Here is a 21,320-nt window from a genome sequence, read left to right as displayed (position 1 = left end):
CGATATTACTTGGGAGGGTTAAAGCCAGCTTTTTGCGCGGTAGCTGTATCTGCAAAGCAAATGTTTGGCTTGACCTTTTCATAATCAAGTGATTTGGGAGCATGAAGAATGTTACCCCGCTTCTTGGTAACTACGCCCTTAACAGGAGCATTGCTAGGACAAGTGGTTTCTCCTTGGGGCTTAACACCTAACTTCTGAGCTTCAGCCGAAATCCCAGTAGTTGAAGAACCACCAGTTGTCCCTGTTCCAGGACTATCTGAGGTTCCAGTTCCAGAAGACGGAGCAGTTGTAGATGTAGACGCGCCAGAGTCGCTAGATGGAGAAGTATTGCCTTCCTCAGCCTTTTTCCCACAACCCGAGAGGGCTAAGATAGTCAAAAGTGCGATGGAAATAGTCCATTGATGTCGGAATATATTTTTCATAGCCTGTTTTGATTGCTGAAATTGCACCCATTAGACCCTAAGTGGGTCGGTTTCATTAAAGTCAATGTAAAGAAGGGTAAGGGTGAGGGATTTGGGTAAGTAACCTTCTCTTACCCTTTCCCTCTACCCTTGTACAAGTTTTCCGTTTATTTACGCCGCTGCTGCTTATCTAACCGACACTGACTTCGTCAGTTGTAACGTCTGTTGCACCGCTAACACCGCTTGCAATGTTTACCAGTTGGTCGAGAATCTCTTGACTGGGAACTTCCCCTTTGAGAACAACTGTGCTGCCCGTTTGTGCTACCCACAAGTTGTTAATATCATCAAATTCGGGGTTTTCATCAAAAGCTAGGGCGACTCGCTTTGCCAAACCACTCTGATCGTACTCTCCATTTAACCCCACTCGCTCTAAAGGAATTTCTTCGCCTGTATCGTTGTTCTGACTAACTGCAGTGGGATCGGGATTCACTTGAGCATCTTCAGGCTTTTCGAGACCAAAAAGTCGTTTTAACCAACCCATAAACTTTTTTCTCCAAATATCAAACACTTCATTATTGGTCTACTTCAAACTAGGGTTATTTCCTTCTCACTCAACCCGTGTAGATTTGTATTTCCTACTGTTTGTTCAGAAATTTTCTAGTGGGTTTGAGGACAAACGAAATAGCCCTGCCTTGAAAGCAGAGTTGTTGCTTTATCAAAAGGGACGCAATAAATAAAGTTAAAAACTGATAAAAAATTGTTTCTTTCTCTATCTAAAGTATGTCTCCCTTGTCTCTAAAGCAACGCTGTGTAATGACGACTTCGTACATTACAACACATACATAGAAAATATGCTAAAAAAAAAATAAATTTTTGGCGACATTAGGATGACTAGAGTAAGTTAACAATATAGCCGCTGTCATTCGGTTAAAATTAGGACTTACGCACTGTACAAAAAGACTGAATTATGCATAACGTGCGAGCTTGTGAGGGAAGCATTGTCTGTATCTGCGGATCAATTGCACTGCGGCTGCAAAATGTTTCAGCTATCTAGAAGTGCATAAGTTGATTTCACTTACACCTACTTAAGAATGCAGCTATGAGGACTTACAGCACATTGCAAGTAAATGAAGTACAACCCTGTTGTCTCAAAGCCGAGACACTAAGCCCTTTTTACTTCTGACTTCTGACTTCTGACTCAGGAATTGCTGCTGTATGTCCTCGCTAGTTCAAAACCCCGACTTTATTGAGGTGATTTATGTAGAGATGCACTATGGCAATTCCCAGGCAAGAAAAATTTTGTCAATGCCTAAATTCTAAAAATTTTGCTTTGATATAAATAATAATTAAAATTTGCAGAAAAACTAACTTTAGATCGACGAACGTACTCAACACTACCGGACACTTGCCTGCGTCAGTCTAATAGTTCACCTTTATTAATTATGATGTATTAATTATGATGGTTGTATAAGTTCGTAGTAAGGAATGCGCGTCCACGACTGTTATCGCTTTCGCAGCGATCACTACGAAGCCTTCAAAACTAATGCGTTCTTACCACTAAAATCTCTATTCATCCGGATTGCTGGGGGCTTCTCGATGCAAGAAGCTCCCATAACTTGTTGGGTTGACGTTCCAATCACTGCTCTTCTATTTACTGCTCCTCTATATAAACTTCTCCATATTCTTTGCCAGCTAAAGGAATACTTTGGTGGCGAACTTTACCCTTAATCACCACTTGCTCTCCCTCGCCTAGACCAGTCTGATTGGTGACAACCCAGATTTTCCCTGTAGAATCATTAATTTGATATGCATATTGATTCAAAAGCGGAATTCGTTTTTCCACCTTACCTTGTACGTACACTGTAGTACCATCGTCTTGTTCTGGTTTCAACTCCTGAATTTGGGTGATGTTGGCTCCTATGGCATTCATGCCAAACCGCCCCAAGTTCCCACAACTCAGCAGTCCCCCTACAAGGCAAAGGGTCAATCCCAGGCGTATGGGTACGACAATGCCATATTTGTATAAAAACGAGAAGTTGAAATTTTTCACGAGTTGCATAACGAGTACCTCCACTCGCAAATTTTGGCATCAGTGCTTGGGTTGTGACAATTTTAATTTAACAAGTGATTATCAATACTTTATGTTTCATTGAGCCACTCCCCCAACTTCTAGTTGGGGGATTCAGGCAGAGTTGAGACTAGCTTTTTACTCGTTATAGCTATCTGGCTAGACTTTCTGCCTTTGTTAGAGAACCGCTCAAAGGGAGAATCAGACTTCCTGCTTTCAGGCGCGCCTACTTGCTTGCGGTTTATCGAACGTTGCCACGCCTCCAACAAGAGCGACTCCGCCCTCGGATACTCAAGATTAGCATCCTGCAATGACAACACATCCTGATTAACGAACCTACTCACAAACGCACTAAACAAATCCCGATGATGGTCTGGGATACCCGTTACGTCACGGTGAACTCGCTCAGATTAGATGCCTGGATTTTAGATTTACAGATTGTGAAAATCTTGCATAGGCTCAGTTTCACTCAACCATGTGTCGCATTCTTTTTTCACGCTTGGTCTCCTAATCCTTTTCCTTGAAAATCTAAAATTCTTTCCTGATTGGGGAACATTCTAAATTCTGGGTTCTCAAGTCTTCTTAGACAACCAATCTGAGAAGATAAAGAGTGTGGTCTTGCTGTTTACGCTCAGGCATCTGACAGCAACGCCAAGGCGTAGCGTACTTGTGTTGAATTCTCATGGAAACAAAAACAGCCAAACTTCTTGATGGTAAAGCGTTAGCTGAAAAAATTCAGCAAGAACTTTCTGATGGCGTTAAAGAATTGCAACCCCAAATAGGACGCCCGCCAGGTTTAGCAGTGCTGATGGTGGGCGATAACCCAGCGTCAGCAGCTTATGTACGCGGCAAAGAACGAGCTTGCCAGAAAGTGGGTATTGCTTCTTTTGGTAGACATTTTCCCACGCAAACGACCCAAGCAGAACTAGAAGAAGTTATTGCTGCACTTAATAATGATCAAAGGGTGGATGGCATTCTCGTGCAATTACCCCTCCCTAACCACTTGGATGCTGTGGGACTTTTGCATCAAATAGAGCCAGATAAAGACGCTGATGGACTGCACCCACTTAACTTAGGACGACTGGTGCGGGGAGAACTAGGTTTACGCAGTTGCACTCCCGCGGGGATCATGCGGCTGTTGCAGGAATATGCAATTCCCTTGCAGGGAAAACAGGCGGTGGTAGTAGGACGTAGTATTTTGGTGGGCAAACCAATGGCTTTGATGCTTTTGGAGGCAGATGCTACTGTGACTGTAGCTCATTCGCGATCGCACTCTTTGGAGTCGATCACCAAAAATGCTGATATTCTGATTGCAGCAGTAGGTCGTCCAGGACTTATTACGAACGAAATGGTGAAACCGGGCGCTGTTGTGGTAGATGTGGGGATGAATCGTGTGACACACTCAGACGGCAACAGTCGTCTAGTAGGCGATGTCCACTTTGAGTCCATGAAGAGTGTTGCCGAATACCTCACCCCAGTTCCAGGTGGTGTAGGTCCGATGACAGTCGCGATGTTACTGCAAAATACTTTTTCCAGTTATTTAAGGACGAATCAAAAATTATGAATTAAGAATTATGAACTATGAATTATGAGTTATTATTCTTCACTCTTAACTCTTAAGTTCTAAATTTTTTCCTGACTCCTGACTCCTCATTCTTAATGTGCCAAAGCCTCGTAAAATTGTTACTTATATAACAGAATATTAAGGAATTCAAGGATGGTAGCAGCAGATAACATTCAAAAAACTCCTGAGTCAACCAAATTTGACCTAAGAGCTTATCTCAAAGAGCGACAAAAGCTTTGTGAAGCTGCTTTGGATAAAGCTATTCCCATACGTTATCCAGAAAAGATTTACGAAGCAATGCGCTATTCACTCTTAGCAGGAGGTAAGCGTGTGCGCCCGATTCTTTGCCTTGCTACCTGTGAGATGATGGGCGGTACAATCGAAATGGCACTTGCAACAGCTTGTGCTGTGGAGATGATCCACACAATGTCGCTGATTCACGACGACTTGCCAGCAATGGATAATGATGATTACCGTCGCGGTAAGTTGACAAATCACAAAGTTTATGGTGAAGATATAGCAATTTTGGCTGGGGATGGCTTGTTAGCTTATGCTTTTGAGTATGTGGTAACTCACACCCAGAATGTACCACTGGAGCGAGTTGTACAGGTAATTGCTCATTTGGGTCGTGCAACCGGAGCGACTGGCTTGGTTGGTGGTCAAGTGCTAGATTTAGAATCGGAAGGAAAGACAGATATTTCCCTAGAAACGTTGAGTTTCATTCATAGTCACAAAACAGGTGCCCTCTTAGAAGCTTGTGTTGTTTGTGGCGGCATTTTAGGAGGAGCATCATCTGAAGATGTGCAGCGACTGTCTCGGTATTCCCAAAACATTGGGCTTGCCTTCCAAATTATTGATGACATTCTAGATATCACTGCAACCGATGAGCAATTAGGCAAAACTGCTGGAAAAGACCAAAAAGCTCAAAAGGTGACGTATCCCAGTCTTTGGGGACTGGAAGAATCAAAACAAAAAGCTCAACAGCTGATTGAGGATGCTTGTGCAGAATTAGAACCCTTTGGAGAAAAATCTTTGCCTTTAAAGGAGTTGGCACACTTTATCACCAATCGCAAGCACTAAATAATGAATAATGAATGATAAAGGCTGAGCGACTTTACAATTCATAATTTATCATTCATAATTCATATTTCTTTTCATAATTCATCATTCATAATTCATAACTTCTCATCTTACGCAAAATAGCATGCAGGACATAGGCGATATATTAGACAACCGAGTGCTGTGGGTTGCTCTAGTAGCTTGTTTGATGGCTCAAGCATTGAAGCTCGTCATCGAGCTCATCAAGAACCGTAAACTGAATATAAGTGTTTTAGTAACAACTGGAGGTATGCCTAGTGCTCACTCAGCACTGGTAACAGCCTTAGCAACTGGAGTAGGGCAAACTCTTGGTTGGGCTTCTGCGGAATTTGCGGTGGCGATGATTTTTGCCATTATAGTCATGTATGACGCCGCAGGAGTTCGCCAAGCCGCTGGAAAGCAAGCCCGGATACTCAATCAAATGATTGATGAATTATTTCACGAACACCCAGAATTTAACGGCGATCGCCTCAAGGAATTGCTGGGACATACACCAGTTCAAGTCATTGCTGGATCGGCGTTGGGTATAACTGTCTCTTGGTTGGCGAGATCAACCGGCGTGTTGGTTTTTAGTCCATAGTCAATCCTGCGATCAAAAGAAGCTGACAGCTACTGCAAACGCACAGTTGAGCGCAGTAGCACCACTTTACGACTATCTACGAGTAGGGCAAAAAAACCTTTTTCGCTCAGCTTCTCCAATGTGCTATATGCTTCTTTTTGGTTAGGTGTGTAAATAGCCAGCAAATAAGGGCGTTGTCCGTAGGAAACAAAACCCACGTCTCCTCCCACCACTTGCCGCACTTGATTGGCAACTTCCGGGCGGTTGTAGTAATCTACCAATACGGCGAAACCCCCTCCCAACCGTTCGGGTTTGTAGGTGACTTGCTGAGGCTGAGTCTGTACCACCTCTGTTGAGCGAGCAGTTTCTGATGGTCGAGTGGTGATAATACCAGACAAACCGGCAACATTGTTGATATATTTTGCCCAACTGTTAGCTTCGTCTATCTTGGTAAACCCACCTATGCGCGTCACTGTATCTTTGAGATATCTACAGGTGGTTGTTTTAATGTTAGATGGTAAAGCGTGGCGCAACTGTTTCTGATTATCTGCTGTGGGACTGATAACCAACAAAAGATACTCACCTGTATTCGGAGGTTGACAAACGGGAAGATCTTGTTGTTGAGCCAAAGCAGAATTGATGCCGCCAGAAGAGCCCACAAGGGCTAGCACTAAACCACTCAGTAAAGCATTTGGTATCTGAAATTTCTGGACAACAGTCTTAAACATAAATTTATCTTGAACTTTTCTTTTAAAAGATTATATTTAGTTATTAGTCAATAGTCTATAGTCCAATAACTAATGACTAATGACGATGTAGAGACGCGCCATGGCGCGTCTCTACAATGACTCATGACCATAGATTAAGACACGGCAGCCAGAGATGCCAACGCATCAGGAATTTCTGGTGAAGGAGCTTGAAATTCGCCTGTCACGACGTACTCCAATCGAAGTTTCAACCAGGTAATAAATTGGGGATTGGTGGAAATAATCGCCACTGCTGGTTGAGGACACTTCGCCTTAACTTCTGCCATTTGGGGTGCTTCCAAAAAAGCTGGCTGCTTAACCACCCAAAAATCAATTTCTTTTTCTTGTTCGTGGTAGTGACGGGTGCGTTCCTTGAGAACTTCCTCCATCGGTTCTTCTTCAAGAAGAAAGCGTTGAGAAGCCAAAACGTAATAGTATGTTTGCATTTTCTTCCTTTGGTTGCTAATGAATAATGATAAGGGCACAGTGACCAGCACTGTACCCTTATCATCTAAGTGAACCAGAATCACCTGATCAAAGCACTTAAGGGACAACGACTCGCTTGCAGTTCGCCAGTTGCTTGTTTTTGTGTTAATCCCCAAAGTCGCCTGACAAAACCCCAAAAACTTCCTTGCTGTTCACCAGTTCCTTTTTTGGCACCAGCTGTCAGCTTTTTAAGAAACAGGCTGTTGTCGAAGTAGTGTTCTATGGAAAGAACTCTCAAATCATCAGTGACACGCGCCACACTCATACCGACTATCTCCACCGTCTCTCCTGTAGGTGCATAGTCTTTGTATGAACCGTTAAAAGTTCCCCAATGCCGCCATTTGAATGTAACATTTGGTGGACCTGAGTAAACCTCAAGCACTTCCCACAAAAATCCTTTGGGAAATGCTGTATGGAAGAGATTGGCTGATGATTCAAAATCTTCCTCGGAAGCCTTGTAATCTTCAGTATCGCCGATAAATAAGTTGTAAGTGCCTGCGTTTACCACATCTGATGCTGTGTACGCTGCACCACCATTACTACTCATGCGAAACTGTTCGTTCACAACTGACAACCACTCAGAAGGGTTGGTTTTGAACGATGCTTCCATCTCAAAGGTTCTCACCAAGTTTTGGACAAGAGCCTCTAATGAACCTTCAAGATGGTTCTGTGTACTTTCCTTTGCAAGATTTTCCTTTGAGCGGGTATAGTCTGGAGGTGTACCATAGCGCCACTCGGCATCGCGACTATGTGCAATAACTGTGTCTCTGCCCTGTACCCAAAGCGGAGTGCTGTTCGACTGAGTTGCGCTCATAAAATTTTTGGAGAAAGAATAACCCTAGTCTTGAACATACCAAACACTTTCTGGATTTACGCAGTCGAACCCCAAAATTGTCGAAAGCAGTTGCCCTTACAGTAGCCCTCGCATCGCTTGCTTCATTTCGCGGACTGCTCTTTCCATCCCCACTAATGCTGCCCGACTGACGATGCTATGCCCGATGTTCAGTTCTTCCATACCTGGAATGCCAGCCACGCGATAGACGTTCCAGTAGGTGAGTCCATGACCGGCATTGACTCGCAATCCTGCTTGAATCGCTTGCTCACACCCTTCGTCTAGCAAGGCTAATTCCTGGTCACGACTAATTTCATCCTTAGCCTCAGCATATCGTCCGGTGTGCAGTTCAATAAATTGTGCCCCCACCTTGACAGATGCTTCAATTTGTGCTGTTTCGGCATCGATAAACAGACTCACTGGAATGCCAGCGCTTTGCAATTTATCAACCACTTCTCCGATTCTACCAATTTGACCGACGATATCCAGCCCGCCTTCTGTGGTGACTTCTTCGCGCTTTTCGGGTACTAAAGTCACATAATCGGGTTTGATGTCGAGGGCGATCGCCACCATTTCATCAGTCGCAGCCATTTCTAGATTGAGGTGCGATCGTACCGTTTGCCGCAACAGGCGCACATCTCGTTCTTGAATATGTCGCCTATCTTCCCGCAGATGCACGGTAATGCCATCTGCACCTGCTAATTCTGCCAGTACCGCCGCCGCCACGGGATCTGGTTCCACCGTCCGCCGCGCTTGTCGGATAGTGGCAATGTGGTCAATATTTACACCAAGTGTCGGCACCCCTACTATCTCCTTATCCACACTCTCAGGTCTTGATTTTACAGGAAATGGTGGTTGGGAGGTGAGTGAGGCTTCAAAGTGGATGGAGTAGCAAGTGGAAAAATGGCAAAGTGGATCCACAAGCCGACTCTTCAAGACTTTAAGGTAAATTGGGGGAATAATGGGGAATACTTTATGTCGCAACCAACTCAAAAAAAATTAATTCAAAAAACTCCAGGAGTTTGTGGAGGTAATCCACGTATTCGTGATACCCGCATTGCTGTTTGGACTCTCGTTTCTTTTCGTCAGCAAGGAGTTTTAGATGAGGAGGCAAGTCATTATTTAGTCGAATTTGCTGACACTCAAGGGCGTGAATATTCAATTGCTACCTTATTTTTGAGCCTGATAGCTTAAATCCCCATTCTCGTTTGAGATTCCCATTATCTCAATACTTGATGGTGTTTCGCTGTATGTGCGATCAGCTTTACGGCAAATGGCTGATAGTATATTTTCCTTAACAGAAATATTTTGACAAGATTCTTGATAAGTACTAGCAAAGCGGGAATTACGATTATACTTCAACTCTCCATTAACATTTTCGATTCCCAGAACCTGAATTGATGTTGACTTGTATGAACCATTTACTCTAGGACAAGTGGCGGATAGTATATCTCCTTGAATAGAAATGTTACGACAAGTTTTGTGATAAGTACTGTCACTTAATGCTTCAGGCTGAAGCTTTTTGAGTTTTTCCAATGTGTCTTGGTATTCCTTTGTGTTTCCTTGTTGCTGATACAGTTCTGCCGCTTTGTGATAATTTTCAATTGCTGCTTGCTTGTTTTTTAGCTTCGAGTAGGCTACACCCCGGTAACGCCAAGCCTTAGGATTATCAGGTTCAAGGCGAATTACTTGATTAAAATCATCTAATGCCTGCTGATGATTTCCCTTCTGACCGTAGACACTAGCTCGCCAGTAGTAAGCTTCAGCATAGTTGCGATTGAGTTCAATCGCTTCGTTAAAATCCGCAATTGCTCCATCATATTCTTTGTTATTGTATTTCTTCAATCCCCTTTTCTGATAAAGCTCTGCCGCTTTTTGATAATCTTCATTTGCTGCCTGCTGGTTTTGTTGGCTAGAATAAACGTCGCCTCGCTTGCGGTAACCATTAGGATTGTCAGGTTCTAGCAAAATCGCCTGAGTGTAATCCTTAATGGCTGCCTGATAATTTTTCATATCATAGTAGGCATCCCCGCGATGTTTGTAACCACAAGCACAGGGTTTTCCACTAGTTCCAGTTAGACGGATAAACTCAGTGTAATCCTCAATGGCTGGTTGATACTCTCTCAAGGCGTGGTAGGAAAATGCTCGCCAAGAGTAAGCGTTGGCATTGTCACCTTTTAGCTTAATTACTGAGGTGAAATTTTCAATCGCTGCTTGATAATTTTTCAGCCAATAGTAGGCCCGTCCTCTATTATCGTAAGCCTCAGCATGATTGGAATCGATATTTAGAGCCAAGCCGAAGTACTCAATCGCTTCCTGATAGTCTTTGCTATTGTATTTATCTAATCCTCGATTGTAGAAAAACTTAGCTGTTATTCCAGGTGTAGAAGAGATACTGGGATGAGTTGAGGATGTAGGTAACGCCGTTATTTTTGGCTGTAGTAGACTGACCATAAAATAAGATGATAGCCCCACTACTGTAGTAATACCCGCACCCACAAGTAATTTGGATTTTTTTAAAACAGGGACAGCACTAGCAAATGTTCTGTCACTCTGATTTGTTGTGGATACAATAGTTTCAACATCCCGTGCCAATTGCCCAACTGCTTCGCGATTTTGTGACACCTGATTTTGGCTCACGGTTATGGTGCCATTAGATACCCGTGAGCCTTCAAAGGGTTTACTTTCAGCTTGTTACTCTCATTGAAATTAGGCTTCTTTTTGAGAATGGGAATAGAATCACCAGAAACTCCAGCCATCCCAATAGCGGTGCGAGCAATGTTGAAGGCAAACTCTATGGGTGAAACCTCATCATATTCTGGATTGTAACTTGCTAACCCGTCGTAAAAGCCAACAGCAAATTCAATCGCTGCTTTGTCCTCAATAACAGCGTTCATCCCAATCACATAATCAATGTGTTGGGCAATCGCCTGTGCTTGTTCCTCGGAATAACAAGCATTTAGCAGCACACACTCCACTTGCTTGGCAAACTGTCCAAATAAATCAGCCAGTGCTTTTCCAGTTACTAGCTGGGTTTGTCCAGTTTCATCCTCAAATATCAATCCCGTGTGTCCTGAGCCATGTCCAGAAAAATGGATAATGTTGGGTCGAAAATTTAAAACTGCGCGGCGAATGTCTCTTGGACGTACCGCCAACTCTTGTTGCACAATAAATTTATCGCGTTTTTGCGCTAGCTGCAAACCTTCCTTAATGTCGCGCACTTCCGTATCCAAACGCAGTTGTAACGTTTGTTTTGGGTTTGCAGCCAAAATCAAGATTTTTTTAACCGGAGTATGGCTAGTCATTTTCTGGTTTGTGGAAAAAATTTTTTAATCATCAAGTAAATACAAATAATGTTTGAGTGTCTCCGGAAATATCTGTAGTTCTTACCATGACATCAGTGCTGCTCCTGTGCTTATGAACTGACTGCTGGCTACTAACTCGAAGCACTCGTATAAAACCGCAACGCAAACTGCCAAAACCTGGAGGAAACAAAAAACAATACCAACGCCAACACTCCCGCGCCTACTATCCAAGCGATTTCACCCCTACCTAGCATCGCTTCCGCTGGTATAGTCGTTAAAAAAGCTACAGGAACAACATAGGTGAAGAAAAAGCGGTATGCAGTAGGATATGCTACCATCGGATATCGCCCAGCTTCCAAAAAACCCCGCAGCACTTCGGTAACATTGTATATTTTGACGAACCAAATACTCGTGGCTCCCAACATGAACCACAAACTGTAAAGAATGACCAAGCCAAAACTCAGGGGAATTGCACTGATGAGGTAGTCGTCTATTCCTAAACCGAGTTTTCTACCTGCGTAGCCAATTATGATACTCCCAAAGATGAGATCTGGCAGTCCCCAAGGTGACACGGTACGGGTGGAAAGCCAAAACTGGCTGCGGATGGGTTTGAGTAGCACAAAGTCCAGTGTACCTTCCTGTACATGGCGGACAATGCTATTCAGGTTTGGGGCAAGGAAAGTCGCAGAAAAACCTTGCAGCAAGGTAAAAATTCCCAAAACTACCAAAGCTGCTTCCCATGACCACCCTGAAAAGGTGTAGCCGTTACCGTAAAACAAGAATAGCCCGAAGAGACTACCTGCAAGATTACCCAAGCTGCTCAAGGTTGCTAGGAGGAAGTTGATACGATACTCCAGCTCAGCCTCTATGGCAGCGCTCCAGAATAATTTTAGGACTCTTAGGTATCTGTTTTTCAAGCTGAAGAACTATAAGCGCAAAAGTAAGTGCATTATACTTATTATCTCATCTACTTGACGCTTTTTGCTCGCGCCCACCTGTTCTCCAGAGGAAAGCAACGAGTACTGCTGCGGTAAACAAAACGACTGCTGCGATCCGAAAGGTTCTCTGAAGACCAAACACCAGTGCTTCAGCAGGTGCAGCTGTGACATCAACAGCAGAGGACTGGGAGAGAGTCAGCACTGCAAACAAAGCTCCCATGACTGACAATCCTGTGGTTTGTCCTAAAGTCCGGGATAAAGACATCAACCCGGAAGCAATACCCAGGCGTTCTGGAGGAACCTCGCCCAAAATAGCGCTATTGTTGGGTGATTGAAACATTCCCAGCCCAATGCCAAAAGGCGCAACCCGCACAATATAACCCAGTTCTGTCAACTGAGCATTGAAGGTACTGATGCCAAGACACCCAACTGTCATCAACAGCAACCCAATCAAGCTGATGATACGCGGTCCAAACCTATCTGATAGATTCCCAGAAAAGGGGGCGACGATACCACCCAACACAGGCGACACCGCCAGCAACAACCCTACTTGTTGGGTGGAGTAGTGGAGAACTAACTCGAGAAAGAAAGGAGCAATAAAAATCACGCCTGCAATCACGATAAACACTAGCAAGCCTGATAACAAGCTGAGGCTAAACTGTAGATTGCGAAACAGCCCCAAGTCCAGCATGGGTTGTTGGATGCGTCTTTCAACCCATAAAAAACTTATTAAGCCAAGGGTGGCGATCGCAAGCAACGCCAGTGCCCCGATACTACCAAAGCCCTGATTTTGTCCGGCTGTCATCCCAACGGCGAAGCAAACCAAGGTCAAAGTCATAATCAGTGCCCCTAGCCCATCAAACTTTTGTTTGGTTGGGTTGCTCTTACCTGCAGGAACACTGCGGACTACGACAAAGCTGGCGAATATCCCTATCGGCACATTAACCAAAAAGATGCTGCGCCAGCCAGAAAGCCCAATCAGCAATCCCCCGACTGTAGGACCAAGGGCAATACCCAAAGAGACAACCGCGCCAATGATACCCAGCGCCCGCCCGCGTTCTGAACTTGGAAAAACCTCGGTAACAATTGCCGCTCCCAGCGCTGAAATCATCACGGCTCCCAGTCCTTGCAGTGCGCGAAACCCAATCAGCCAGTAGTCTCCAGGTGCAAGTCCACATAGGAGTGAACTCAAAGTAAACACCACTAATCCTCCGAGATACAGCTGTTTCTTTCCGAACATATCCCCGAGACGCGCTGCACCCAATACTAACGCAGTCACGACAAGCAGGTAGCTCAAGACAACCCATTGTATCGTGGCAAAGCTTGTGTGGAATACCTGCACCAAAGTGGGAAGAGCAATGTTGACAATACTGGTGTCAATAGTATACATCAGTACACCCAGACCAACACCCAACATTGCCCACCACTTTCCTGATGATGGCTGAGGTAGATGCAATTGGTTTGAGTTGCCGTTCATATTCTTATTTTTTGGTGTCTCAACCTGCTTGGGTTAGTTCTGCCGTCAGAAAATTTCGTAGTCTTTTTACCGCTCGCTGTCTAACTATTAGCTTTCTAACCATTCGTTGTCAATATATTTGTGTGCTTGCAATCAACTTAAGGAGACTCTAAATAGTCAGTTTGTCTCTGTTCTACAGTTTGTTCAAACACTTGCTTTAATAAAATCAATCCTTCTTCTATCTGAAGAATTTGTTCTTGTGTGAGGTCACTGAAGAGATCAGCAATGCGATCGCGAGTTTGTTTGCGAGCTTGTTCCAGGTGATGCAGCCCGTCTTCCGTCAACTTGAGGACAACACGCCGCCGTTCTTGGGGGTGATCATTGCGATGGACATAGTTGCGCTGAACAAGCCGCTCTATAGTTGCTGATGCTGTCGCACGAGTCACTCCCAAGTGTTCCGCAAGGTCAGAAAGTGAAGTACCAGGATTACGATCTAAAAATGCGAGCGTCCGGAATTGAGGAACGGACAACGTAGTAGAGCCTATAGCACGCATATCTGCTCGGATTGCTCGCATAACCAATGGAATTGTTTCCATCACCTTAGCCGCACAATCTTTTGAAGTTGTTTTTTGAGAAGTTTGCTCTAAGCCCATTTGAATTGTTATTTTTCCTAAGTCACTGCAAGTTTAACGATGCAAAGCTGCCACTCTATTGTAGAGATAACAATCTCTTAACTTCTGCTGCCACTTTTATTGGATACAATCTGCACTAACTGACATCTTGCACCAATATCAATAAGAGGCGGAGCCTCTATATTCTCGTTCCCAGGCTCAGCCTGGGAACGAGGGCTGGGAGGCTGAAGCCTCCTCCTTGTTGAGAATGGTGAGTCCAGAGAAAACCGCCCCTCCCCAAAACATCGGGGAGGGGTTGCGGGTGGGGTTTGCACTCTGGTTGGTAATGATGAGTGTTTAAACGGACTTGGTATGACTTAGGACTGAAGGCAAAGAAAAAATAGTATGAGTGTGCGTGAAATAATTTATGTCACCACGCGTGAATACAGTCGTCCACTAATGACCGTCATGACCACAATTGCAAATAGCAGAACTGTAAAGTCTACAGCAAACCCATATGTGCTTGTGCCATTTGCCAACATTGTACCTCTAAGAGCATCGACCTGATATGTTAACGGATTGAGGTGTGAAATCATCTGCAACCATTTTGGCATCAGCGAAATGGGGTAGATCGCATTGCTCGCAAAGAACAATGGCATAGTCATTAACTGCCCAATCCCTGTAAAGCGTTCTCTTGTTTTCACAAGACATCCAATGATTAGTGAAAAAGTCGAGAAACAGACTGCTCCCATAATCACAATCAGCACAACTCCCACAATGGCGAGCGGATTGAAATTCAACTTGACACCCAGCAGCAGTGATAATCCATAAATAATGACTATCTGAGGTAGACTTCGCACCCCAGAAGATAGAGATTTGCCCAGTACCATAGCTACGCGGGGAGTGGGACTAGCCAGGAATTTATGAACAATTCCTAAGTCTTTTTCCCAAATAATTGCCATACCACCTGTGAAAATTGCCATAAATAGCACGCTTTGAGCCAGAATTCCAGCAGCCATGAAGTCCAGATATGGCAAGCCATTGGTGGGAATGGCACGAATGCGGCTAAAGACTTGTCCAAAAATCAGAAGCCACAATGCAGGTTGGGCTGTACGCAAGAATATATCGCTTGGATCATGCCATAGCTTGCGGACTTCCAGCTCAACAATCACGAGTGTCTTTGTTATCAAGTCGGAAATGGCAGCCAGTAAATTTGCTGAACGAGAGGGTCGTCCGTTAGCCCAACCGACGTGCAGCGCGTCTGATTCTCGATGTCTCATGGTAGTTGACTCCTGATGCTAATTGATCACCTGTGTAGTGGATAAACACGTCATCTAAAGTTGCATTACTCTTAGCCAAAGAAGCTTTCAATTCTGCCGGTGTACCAGTTACAACGACCTTGCCTCGATGCATAATTGCCACTCGGTCACATAAGCTATCTGCTTCTTCTAAAAAGTGAGTAGTTAACAGTACAGTCGTGCCATAATTCTCAAGGAGTTGTTGCACAAGCTCCCACACCTGATTGCGTGCTATCGGGTCTAGCCCTACAGTTGGCTCGTCAAGAAACAGAATTTTAGGCTGATGCAGAATTGACTGAGCAATTTCCAGCTTGCGGATCATGCCACCAGAGTAGTTTCGTACTAGTCTGTGGGCGACATCCTGCAAACCCATAAATAATAGAGCCTCCCGGATTCGATGTTCGCGTTTTGACCGGGGAATATCGTACAGCTTGGCAAAAATCAGCAGATTTTCATAACCTGTTAAATTGCCATCTGCAGAAAGTGCTTGGGGGACATATCCAATGACTCGCCTTACTGCTGGCGCTTGATGAGTAACATCAAATCCAGCTATGACTGCCTGTCCTGAGCTAGGGGGCAGCAGAGTTGTCAACATCTTAATGACAGTACTCTTGCCTGCACCGTTCGGTCCGAGCAAGCCAAACACTTCACCGACTTCTATAGTGAAACTTAAGGCATCGACTGCGGTAAATTTGCCAAACTTGCGAGTGAGGTCCTGCGCCTGCAATGCAGCCTCAGTGATAGTCAGTTGCACCACGGATGAAATTTGCCTCCGTTAGTTAGATATTCTAACAATTAGTATTGCATATCTTTATTCACTCGAATACTTACGTTTCATTCATAGATGCAGAACTTACGCACTATAGCGCTTCTCACTCGGATGAAATACATATTTTGTGGGGTGGGCATCCACCCATTGGTGTCAACTTAAGCTAAAACCCTGTCTTTAATCTCGTTTCCAGGTTCCACCTGGAAATGCCCTTGAAGCGGCTAGTAACTAGGGGTGTAGGGGAATAGGGGTATAGGGGGGTCACCGGACCCCACCCTTAAAGGATAGGGTTTTAAGCTGTAGTACCCGTGTTTTTTCGTGCTATGCATCTCAAAACACATCTTTTTTCTATTCCCCTTAAAAGGGGAGGCTTTAAACCAGTCTTCTCCCAAGGGGAGACGCTACGCGAACGGGACGGACTATATTCCCCTACACCCTTACCCCCTTACCCCCGCGCCCGTTGCGGACTCGGTAACGCTCTTAAGCAAGGCAGAGCCTCCTAAGGCTGCATTCCCAGCCTCAGGCTGGGAACGAGGCAAAAACGACGCTAAATTGAGTGTTTGAGCTTTAAGTTGACACGTATGGCATCCACCCTGCCCTCAATTTAAGACGGGTTAGAAGCCCATCCCACAATCCAAAGTTGTATTGCACTCAATCAAGAACCGCTATAAAACGGTCTAGGCAGATTCTGGCTAATACAGGAGTTTTCAATTAGGTAGAACGCAGGTTTTGCGTAGGGGCACAGCAGTGCTGTGCCCCTACCATGTAGTTTGTAGTTTATGTTTTTGAAAGCGCTGTATATTGGCATCGTGTTCTCTGCCTTTGGTGTATGCAATGGAAAAGTGTGATAAATCAGTTAAAGTCAAAAAAATTCTGATATTCTTTTGAATTTTATGTTAAATAAGTTATTGAATTAGAGGATTTTCTATGCATTTTGATTTAGTACAAATAATAAAATCACTGGGATACTTTGGAGTATGGGGAATTATTTTTGCTGAGTCTGGCTTACTGATTGGCTTTTTTCTACCAGGTGATAGTTTGCTGTTCACTGCCGGATTCGTAGCATCTCAGCAACTACTTAACATCTGGGTTCTCATAATTGGTGCTTTTCTCTGTGCAGTCCTTGGTGATAATGTGGGTTATGCAACTGGACACAGATTTGGTCGTAGGCTCTTTCAAAAAGAAGATTCATGGTTATTTCATAAAAAACATTTGGTAAAAACAACAAATTTTTATCAAAAGCATGGTAAGAAAACACTTGTTTTAGCGCGATTTGTGCCTATCGTGCGGACTTTTGCGCCGATTGTCGCTGGCATTGGTGCGATGCATTATCGTACATTTATGTCCTATAACTTAATTGGCGGCTTTCTTTGGACATTCGGCATCACTCTGTTAGGATTTTTCTTAGGAAAATCTCTACCTGCCGAACAGGTAGATAAGTTTTTGTTACCAATTATTGGATTAATTATTGTTGTTTCTTTAGTGCCGTCAATTCTTCATGTTGTCAAAGAAAATCAAAGCCAAAAATAACGGGTAAGCTTAGTTTGTAGTAAGCGAATGGCGCGTATGCAGCGTATGCAGGACTTACTACAAACTCCGCCAAGTTTGTATAGTGAACTACTAAATGGTTTAGTCCTTTGTTTGATGGGTGCAATTGTAAGTCCCTCAATTTTATTTGCCTTAATTTGGGGTGATTCGAGTCTTTTTGACCTCCTGACGGCAAGGTTATGGTTGTTAACTATTTGCTCAAAGAAAATAAGAGTAAGAAAGGGGCGATGTCTTCAATGGGAAGCAAATGTTGAGCTGCACCGAGGGCCAGTGCCTCTTTCACCATGCCAAACGCCACACCATTCTCATCTTGAGCGATTGTCAGACCTCCTACTTGAGAAATGACTTGTAAGCCTTGTACACCGTCATGACCAAGCCCAGTCAATAAAACCCCGGCAGTTGTTCTGCCATAGAAGCGAGCGATAGATTTAAACATAACTGTAATCGAGGGACAATGCTTTTCTCCTGGTACAGCTCTTGAATAAATAAACTTGCCTCGAGAGTCTAATTCAAGATGATTCTTCTCTGGAGCAAAATAAACTGTTCCTGGTTCAGGGGACTCACCAACTTGAGCAACTTTGATTTTCAACTTACACTGCAAGGACAACCAATCCACCAATTTTGACAAAACGCCTTCGCCTACGTGCAGGGTACAAATAATCGGTAATGGGAAATCAGCCGGCAGTTTGCTCAGAATCTTTTGGATAGGTTGAAGACCTCGTGTGGAAGCCCCTATACAGATCACCCGGTAGGAAAGTGTCACATTTGTTACTGGTGTTTCAGTTTTTAAGGACGACCCAGATGTTGTCGGCGACCCAGGAGGAGTCAACGGCTGTTTTTGTTGTTGCGGTTTGGCAGCCACATTCATACTCGAAAGGACTTTAATTTTGGCAATCAACGCTGCTTTAATTTTCTCATAGTCAGTCGGCGAACCAGTGGTTGGTTTGGGGAAAACATCTGCAGCACCGGCTTGCAACAGACGAAAGATAGTGTCGATGTCGGTGTTTTGGACAAAATTGCTAATCACCAAAATTGGTCGCGGGTCTTGAGCCATGACACGCTTGGTCAACTCCAGACCATCCATATTTTCCATCATCAGGTCTGTACAAATCACATCCGGCTGCGTCTTGGTAATCACTTCCAGACCCTCCTCACCATCGCGTGCTGTACCGACCACAGCCACCTCTGGTGAGGAATTTAGCAATCGTTGGAGAATTTCCAGAGCAATAGGGGAATCTTCGACCAGAACTACTTTCTTTTGGCGTATACTCATTTATACAAACTTCCTTAATGTATCTAAAAACTCTCCTTGCTCGAACTCGCCTTTGGTGATGTAAGCGTTTGCTCCGACCTGTGCGCCTTGGCGCTTGTCCTCCTCCGATGCCATCGTTGTCACCAAAATGACAGGCAATTCCTTGTATTCTGGTAATTGGCGAATTTTAGCAGTCAGTTCCAGCCCGTCCACATTTGGCATTTGGATGTCCGAGATCACGGCATCGAATTGGCTTTCCCTGAGTTTGTTGAAGCCGTCTTGACCGTCTACAGCAGCAGTGACTTCGTAACCAGCACTTTCCAAAATCCGCCTCATTTGGGTACGAATGGGAATGGAATCTTCAACCAGAAGAATCTTCTGTTTGATTTGTGCTTTTTCGCTTAACTCCTTAACTGTAATAGAAACAACTGTCTTTTTGGCTGACTTGAACAAATCTGGAGGATTGAGCACCATGCAAACTTCTCCAGTCCCGAGAATTGTGGCACCGGATATATTGCAAACCCTCTTGAGCAAATGACTCTGCGGTTTCAAGACAATGTCCTGTAGCTCATTGACAGTGTCTACCAGCAATCCCAAACGCTCGGAACCAAGCCGCAGAATAACGCAGGGAATGCTTTTGATGCCAACGTTCAAAGCTTGGGTTGATGCAGGCACTTTGACAGGTAAGCCTAATAAATCTGCAAGCCAAGCAACCGAGACAGGCTGTCCTTGGAATGGGAAGGTTTGGCTCCCTTCCACAGCAAAGATTTCCTGAGGAGAAACCAACAGCATCGTTTCCACAAATTCCACAGGGATGGCATAGGAATTTTGGTTGACTTGCACAATCAAGACATGGGTCGTTGCGAATATGCTACTGATCGTGATGCGAAATAAACATCCCTTGCCTGGAGTAAATTCTACTTGGATGGTTCCTTTGAGTCGTTCGACGTTGGCACGCACGACATCCAAACCGACGCCTCTGCCGGAAATCTCAGTGACTGCTGTGCGAGTGGAGAAACCAGGCGCAAATATCAATGCCTGAATCTCCGCCGTTGACATCGCTGCCAGTTCTGCTTGAGAGCGAATGCCACGGCGCATCGCTGCCAGTTTAATGGCTTCGATATCCAAACCGCGCCCATCATCTGAAACTTCAATACTCACGGTGTTGCCAGTTTGGTAAACCTTCAGGTGAATTGTTGCCGTCGGGGGCTTGCCAAGTTTTAAACGCTCTTGGGGTGTTTCGATGCCATGATCTATGGCATTGCGAAGGATGTGCATCAGCGGGTCTTTCATCTCTTCAATAATCCGCTTGTCTACACTAATCTGTTCACCTTCGATGTGAAGATCAACTTCTTTGCCTTGCTGCTTAGCCAAATCTCGTACGGTGCGGGGAAACAGATGAAAAATTGTGGATAATGGCAGTAGTCGCAGAGAGGTGACTCCCGATTGAAGTTCATTGGATATGATTTCGAGTCTGGCAGTATAGTCAAACGCTTTCTTCTGGACTCGATTGAGGTACTCTCCCAGTTGCTTGAGGCGGTTTTCTGTTAAATTAGAGGAATTTTGCATCTGTTGCAGTTGACTACCTAGCCCGCGTCGTTCTAAGTCTCTATATGCTTGACGGATGATAAAAGCTTGTCGGTTCAACTCTTCCCACAGGGTGATCATTTCGTCAATTTCAACAAGTTGGTCTGCAATCTGACCTTTGGTAACTAGCAGTTCACCTACTTGTGTCAACAGCTTATCGAGCCTTTGGGATTCAACGCGGATAGTGTCAATTTGGTAGTCGCTTTCAGGCGCAATAGTGTCTGCGTTTGCTACCGTGGATTCATTAATTTCAACTGCATCATTGAATACGGTTTGTGGCTCTGCCAGGGTCAAGGAATCTTCCTCTGATTCGGTATCATCGAAGACCAAGGACTGTGCAAAGGGGAAGGTAGAGGAATCCTCCTCTGATTCAGCTATGTTTTCTGGTACGGTTTCTGGAATTTCCGACCATGCATCACTAGACTCACCTCTCATAAGTTGAGCTAGGACATGGAAGACGCTGACTCCTGCTGGTTGTCCGGTAACGGCTTCATGGGCAATTTTACGAATAGCATCCAGTCCTTGAGAAAGGCATTCGTAGAGTTGGGAAGTGAAAACTCGCTCACCCTGCTTAACGGACCCCAGAATTTCTTCGATTTGGTGGGTGAGGGTTTCCACATCTTTGACCCCCAACATCCGGGAATCACCTTTGAGGGAGTGGGTTTCTCGCAGTAATCCTTCCAGTTTGGCTTTGTCTTGGGGATTTTTTTCTAGATGCAGCAACCCTGCTTCGATTTTCTGTATACGTTCGGCACTGGCTGCTTTGTACAGCGATCGCAGTTCTTCGTCTTCTATCATCATG

General features: G+C 44.6%; 21 protein-coding genes. 5 read left to right on the top strand and 16 right to left on the bottom strand.

Features of this window, described 5'->3' with window-relative positions; genetic code table 11:
• Nucleotides 1-5: 5 nt before the first annotated feature.
• From AACT52_RS29845 to AACT52_RS29835, 3 genes are all read right to left on the bottom strand, one after another.
• Nucleotides 6-422, bottom strand: coding sequence for a sunset domain-containing protein (locus AACT52_RS29845; RefSeq protein ID WP_143172915.1), 417 nt, complete (start codon nucleotides 420-422; stop codon nucleotides 6-8).
• A gap of 169 nt (nucleotides 423-591) precedes the next feature.
• Nucleotides 592-942 (bottom strand): BON domain-containing protein, encoded by a 351-nt coding sequence (locus tag AACT52_RS29840; protein WP_073634426.1) that lies wholly within the window; start codon nucleotides 940-942, stop codon nucleotides 592-594.
• 1,110 nt (nucleotides 943-2,052) lie between these two features.
• A complete protein-coding gene (locus AACT52_RS29835; RefSeq protein ID WP_073634425.1) occupies nucleotides 2,053-2,460 on the bottom strand; it encodes a hypothetical protein in 408 nt (135 codons plus the stop codon).
• 691 nt (nucleotides 2,461-3,151) lie between these two features.
• On the opposite strand from AACT52_RS29835, the gene folD reads away from it, so the two are divergent.
• From folD to AACT52_RS29820, 3 genes are all read left to right on the top strand, one after another.
• A complete protein-coding gene (folD, locus tag AACT52_RS29830) occupies nucleotides 3,152-4,033 on the top strand; it encodes a bifunctional methylenetetrahydrofolate dehydrogenase/methenyltetrahydrofolate cyclohydrolase FolD (RefSeq protein ID WP_073634424.1) in 882 nt (293 codons plus the stop codon).
• Nucleotides 4,034-4,186: 153 nt separating this feature from the next.
• On the top strand, nucleotides 4,187-5,113 hold the full coding sequence (gene crtE / locus AACT52_RS29825; RefSeq protein WP_073634423.1) for a geranylgeranyl diphosphate synthase CrtE: 927 nt from the start codon (nucleotides 4,187-4,189) through the stop codon (nucleotides 5,111-5,113).
• Between the two features lie 124 nt (nucleotides 5,114-5,237).
• Entirely contained in the window at nucleotides 5,238-5,711 is a 474-nt protein-coding gene (locus AACT52_RS29820) for a divergent PAP2 family protein (RefSeq protein WP_041042428.1), read from the top strand.
• Between the two features lie 29 nt (nucleotides 5,712-5,740).
• Here the strand turns inward: AACT52_RS29820 and AACT52_RS29815 are convergent, their stop codons facing one another.
• The 4 genes from AACT52_RS29815 to AACT52_RS29800 all read right to left on the bottom strand — a co-directional run bounded on the left by AACT52_RS29815 (nucleotide 5,741) and on the right by AACT52_RS29800 (nucleotide 8,555).
• Entirely contained in the window at nucleotides 5,741-6,418 is a 678-nt protein-coding gene (locus tag AACT52_RS29815) for a hypothetical protein (RefSeq protein WP_073634422.1), read from the bottom strand.
• A gap of 134 nt (nucleotides 6,419-6,552) precedes the next feature.
• Nucleotides 6,553-6,882 carry an MgPME-cyclase complex family protein gene (locus AACT52_RS29810; protein WP_073634438.1) on the bottom strand — a complete coding sequence of 110 codons (330 nt, stop codon included), beginning with the start codon at nucleotides 6,880-6,882 and terminating at the stop codon, nucleotides 6,553-6,555.
• A gap of 80 nt (nucleotides 6,883-6,962) precedes the next feature.
• A complete protein-coding gene (locus AACT52_RS29805; protein ID WP_073634421.1) occupies nucleotides 6,963-7,736 on the bottom strand; it encodes a SnoaL-like polyketide cyclase in 774 nt (257 codons plus the stop codon).
• Nucleotides 7,737-7,832: 96 nt separating this feature from the next.
• Entirely contained in the window at nucleotides 7,833-8,555 is a 723-nt protein-coding gene (locus tag AACT52_RS29800) for a pyridoxine 5'-phosphate synthase (protein ID WP_073634420.1), read from the bottom strand.
• A 78-nt stretch (nucleotides 8,556-8,633) separates the two neighbouring features.
• Between AACT52_RS29800 and AACT52_RS29795 the strand changes: the two genes are divergently transcribed.
• Complete coding sequence (locus AACT52_RS29795; RefSeq protein ID WP_233154114.1) at nucleotides 8,634-8,948, top strand: DUF433 domain-containing protein; 315 nt, start codon at nucleotides 8,634-8,636, stop codon at nucleotides 8,946-8,948.
• On the opposite strand, the gene AACT52_RS29790 is transcribed toward AACT52_RS29795, so the two are convergent.
• From AACT52_RS29790 to AACT52_RS29760, 7 genes are all read right to left on the bottom strand, one after another.
• Nucleotides 8,925-10,394: a tetratricopeptide repeat protein gene (locus AACT52_RS29790; RefSeq protein ID WP_073634419.1), complete on the bottom strand. Its 1,470-nt coding sequence runs from the start codon at nucleotides 10,392-10,394 to the stop codon at nucleotides 8,925-8,927. The two genes, AACT52_RS29795 and AACT52_RS29790, sit on opposite strands and share 24 nt — an antisense overlap.
• Before the next feature lie 2 nt (nucleotides 10,395-10,396).
• Nucleotides 10,397-11,059 carry a CHAT domain-containing protein gene (locus AACT52_RS29785; protein WP_073634418.1) on the bottom strand — a complete coding sequence of 221 codons (663 nt, stop codon included), beginning with the start codon at nucleotides 11,057-11,059 and terminating at the stop codon, nucleotides 10,397-10,399.
• Nucleotides 11,060-11,190: 131 nt separating this feature from the next.
• A complete protein-coding gene (locus tag AACT52_RS29780; RefSeq protein ID WP_073634417.1) occupies nucleotides 11,191-11,976 on the bottom strand; it encodes an ABC transporter permease in 786 nt (261 codons plus the stop codon).
• Nucleotides 11,977-12,022: 46 nt separating this feature from the next.
• On the bottom strand, nucleotides 12,023-13,474 hold the full coding sequence (locus tag AACT52_RS29775) for an MFS transporter (RefSeq protein ID WP_198941016.1): 1,452 nt from the start codon (nucleotides 13,472-13,474) through the stop codon (nucleotides 12,023-12,025).
• Nucleotides 13,475-13,611: 137 nt separating this feature from the next.
• Nucleotides 13,612-14,106: a MarR family winged helix-turn-helix transcriptional regulator gene (locus AACT52_RS29770; RefSeq protein WP_073634416.1), complete on the bottom strand. Its 495-nt coding sequence runs from the start codon at nucleotides 14,104-14,106 to the stop codon at nucleotides 13,612-13,614.
• 383 nt (nucleotides 14,107-14,489) lie between these two features.
• Complete coding sequence (locus tag AACT52_RS29765) at nucleotides 14,490-15,344, bottom strand: ABC transporter permease (protein WP_073634415.1); 855 nt, start codon at nucleotides 15,342-15,344, stop codon at nucleotides 14,490-14,492.
• On the bottom strand, nucleotides 15,301-16,116 hold the full coding sequence (locus tag AACT52_RS29760; RefSeq protein ID WP_233154113.1) for an ATP-binding cassette domain-containing protein: 816 nt from the start codon (nucleotides 16,114-16,116) through the stop codon (nucleotides 15,301-15,303). Before AACT52_RS29760 ends, AACT52_RS29765 begins: the two co-directional genes overlap by 44 nt.
• Nucleotides 16,117-17,058: 942 nt before the next feature.
• On the opposite strand from AACT52_RS29760, the gene AACT52_RS29755 reads away from it, so the two are divergent.
• The gene (locus tag AACT52_RS29755) at nucleotides 17,059-17,661 is read left to right on the top strand and encodes a DedA family protein (protein WP_073634413.1); all 603 of its coding nucleotides are present in this window, start codon (nucleotides 17,059-17,061) and stop codon (nucleotides 17,659-17,661) included.
• Nucleotides 17,662-17,869: 208 nt separating this feature from the next.
• Here AACT52_RS29755 and AACT52_RS29750 read toward each other — a convergent pair whose 3' ends face one another.
• Together AACT52_RS29750 and AACT52_RS29745 are read right to left on the bottom strand one after the other, a co-directional pair.
• On the bottom strand, nucleotides 17,870-18,952 hold the full coding sequence (locus AACT52_RS29750) for a chemotaxis protein CheB (RefSeq protein ID WP_073634412.1): 1,083 nt from the start codon (nucleotides 18,950-18,952) through the stop codon (nucleotides 17,870-17,872).
• Complete coding sequence (locus AACT52_RS29745; RefSeq protein ID WP_073634411.1) at nucleotides 18,953-21,319, bottom strand: hybrid sensor histidine kinase/response regulator; 2,367 nt, start codon at nucleotides 21,317-21,319, stop codon at nucleotides 18,953-18,955.
• Nucleotide 21,320: the final 1 nt, after the last annotated feature.

It is taken from the genome of Scytonema sp. HK-05 (genome assembly GCF_963872035.1).
In the GTDB taxonomy this organism is placed as follows: domain Bacteria; phylum Cyanobacteriota; class Cyanobacteriia; order Cyanobacteriales; family Nostocaceae; genus Kalymmatonema.
This window is presented reverse-complemented; position numbering and strand designations above follow the sequence as displayed.

Bases quoted from the DNA above. Each gene is read 5' to 3' on its own strand.
- AACT52_RS29845 (WP_143172915.1), bottom strand. From the start codon at position 422: ATGAAAAATATATTCCGACATCAATGGACTATTTCCATCGCACTTTTG.
- AACT52_RS29840 (WP_073634426.1), bottom strand. From the start codon at position 942: ATGGGTTGGTTAAAACGACTTTTTGGTCTCGAAAAGCCTGAAGATGCT.
- AACT52_RS29835 (WP_073634425.1), bottom strand. From the start codon at position 2,460: ATGCAACTCGTGAAAAATTTCAACTTCTCGTTTTTATACAAATATGGC.
- folD (WP_073634424.1), top strand. From the start codon at position 3,152: ATGGAAACAAAAACAGCCAAACTTCTTGATGGTAAAGCGTTAGCTGAA.
- crtE (WP_073634423.1), top strand. From the start codon at position 4,187: ATGGTAGCAGCAGATAACATTCAAAAAACTCCTGAGTCAACCAAATTT.
- AACT52_RS29820 (WP_041042428.1), top strand. From the start codon at position 5,238: ATGCAGGACATAGGCGATATATTAGACAACCGAGTGCTGTGGGTTGCT.
- AACT52_RS29815 (WP_073634422.1), bottom strand. From the start codon at position 6,418: ATGTTTAAGACTGTTGTCCAGAAATTTCAGATACCAAATGCTTTACTG.
- AACT52_RS29810 (WP_073634438.1), bottom strand. From the start codon at position 6,882: ATGCAAACATACTATTACGTTTTGGCTTCTCAACGCTTTCTTCTTGAA.
- AACT52_RS29805 (WP_073634421.1), bottom strand. From the start codon at position 7,736: ATGAGCGCAACTCAGTCGAACAGCACTCCGCTTTGGGTACAGGGCAGA.
- AACT52_RS29785 (WP_073634418.1), bottom strand. From the start codon at position 11,059: ATGACTAGCCATACTCCGGTTAAAAAAATCTTGATTTTGGCTGCAAAC.
- AACT52_RS29775 (WP_198941016.1), bottom strand. From the start codon at position 13,474: ATGAACGGCAACTCAAACCAATTGCATCTACCTCAGCCATCATCAGGA.
- AACT52_RS29770 (WP_073634416.1), bottom strand. From the start codon at position 14,106: ATGGGCTTAGAGCAAACTTCTCAAAAAACAACTTCAAAAGATTGTGCG.
- AACT52_RS29765 (WP_073634415.1), bottom strand. From the start codon at position 15,344: ATGAGACATCGAGAATCAGACGCGCTGCACGTCGGTTGGGCTAACGGA.
- AACT52_RS29755 (WP_073634413.1), top strand. From the start codon at position 17,059: ATGCATTTTGATTTAGTACAAATAATAAAATCACTGGGATACTTTGGA.
- AACT52_RS29750 (WP_073634412.1), bottom strand. From the start codon at position 18,952: ATGAGTATACGCCAAAAGAAAGTAGTTCTGGTCGAAGATTCCCCTATT.
- AACT52_RS29745 (WP_073634411.1), bottom strand. From the start codon at position 21,319: ATGATGATAGAAGACGAAGAACTGCGATCGCTGTACAAAGCAGCCAGT.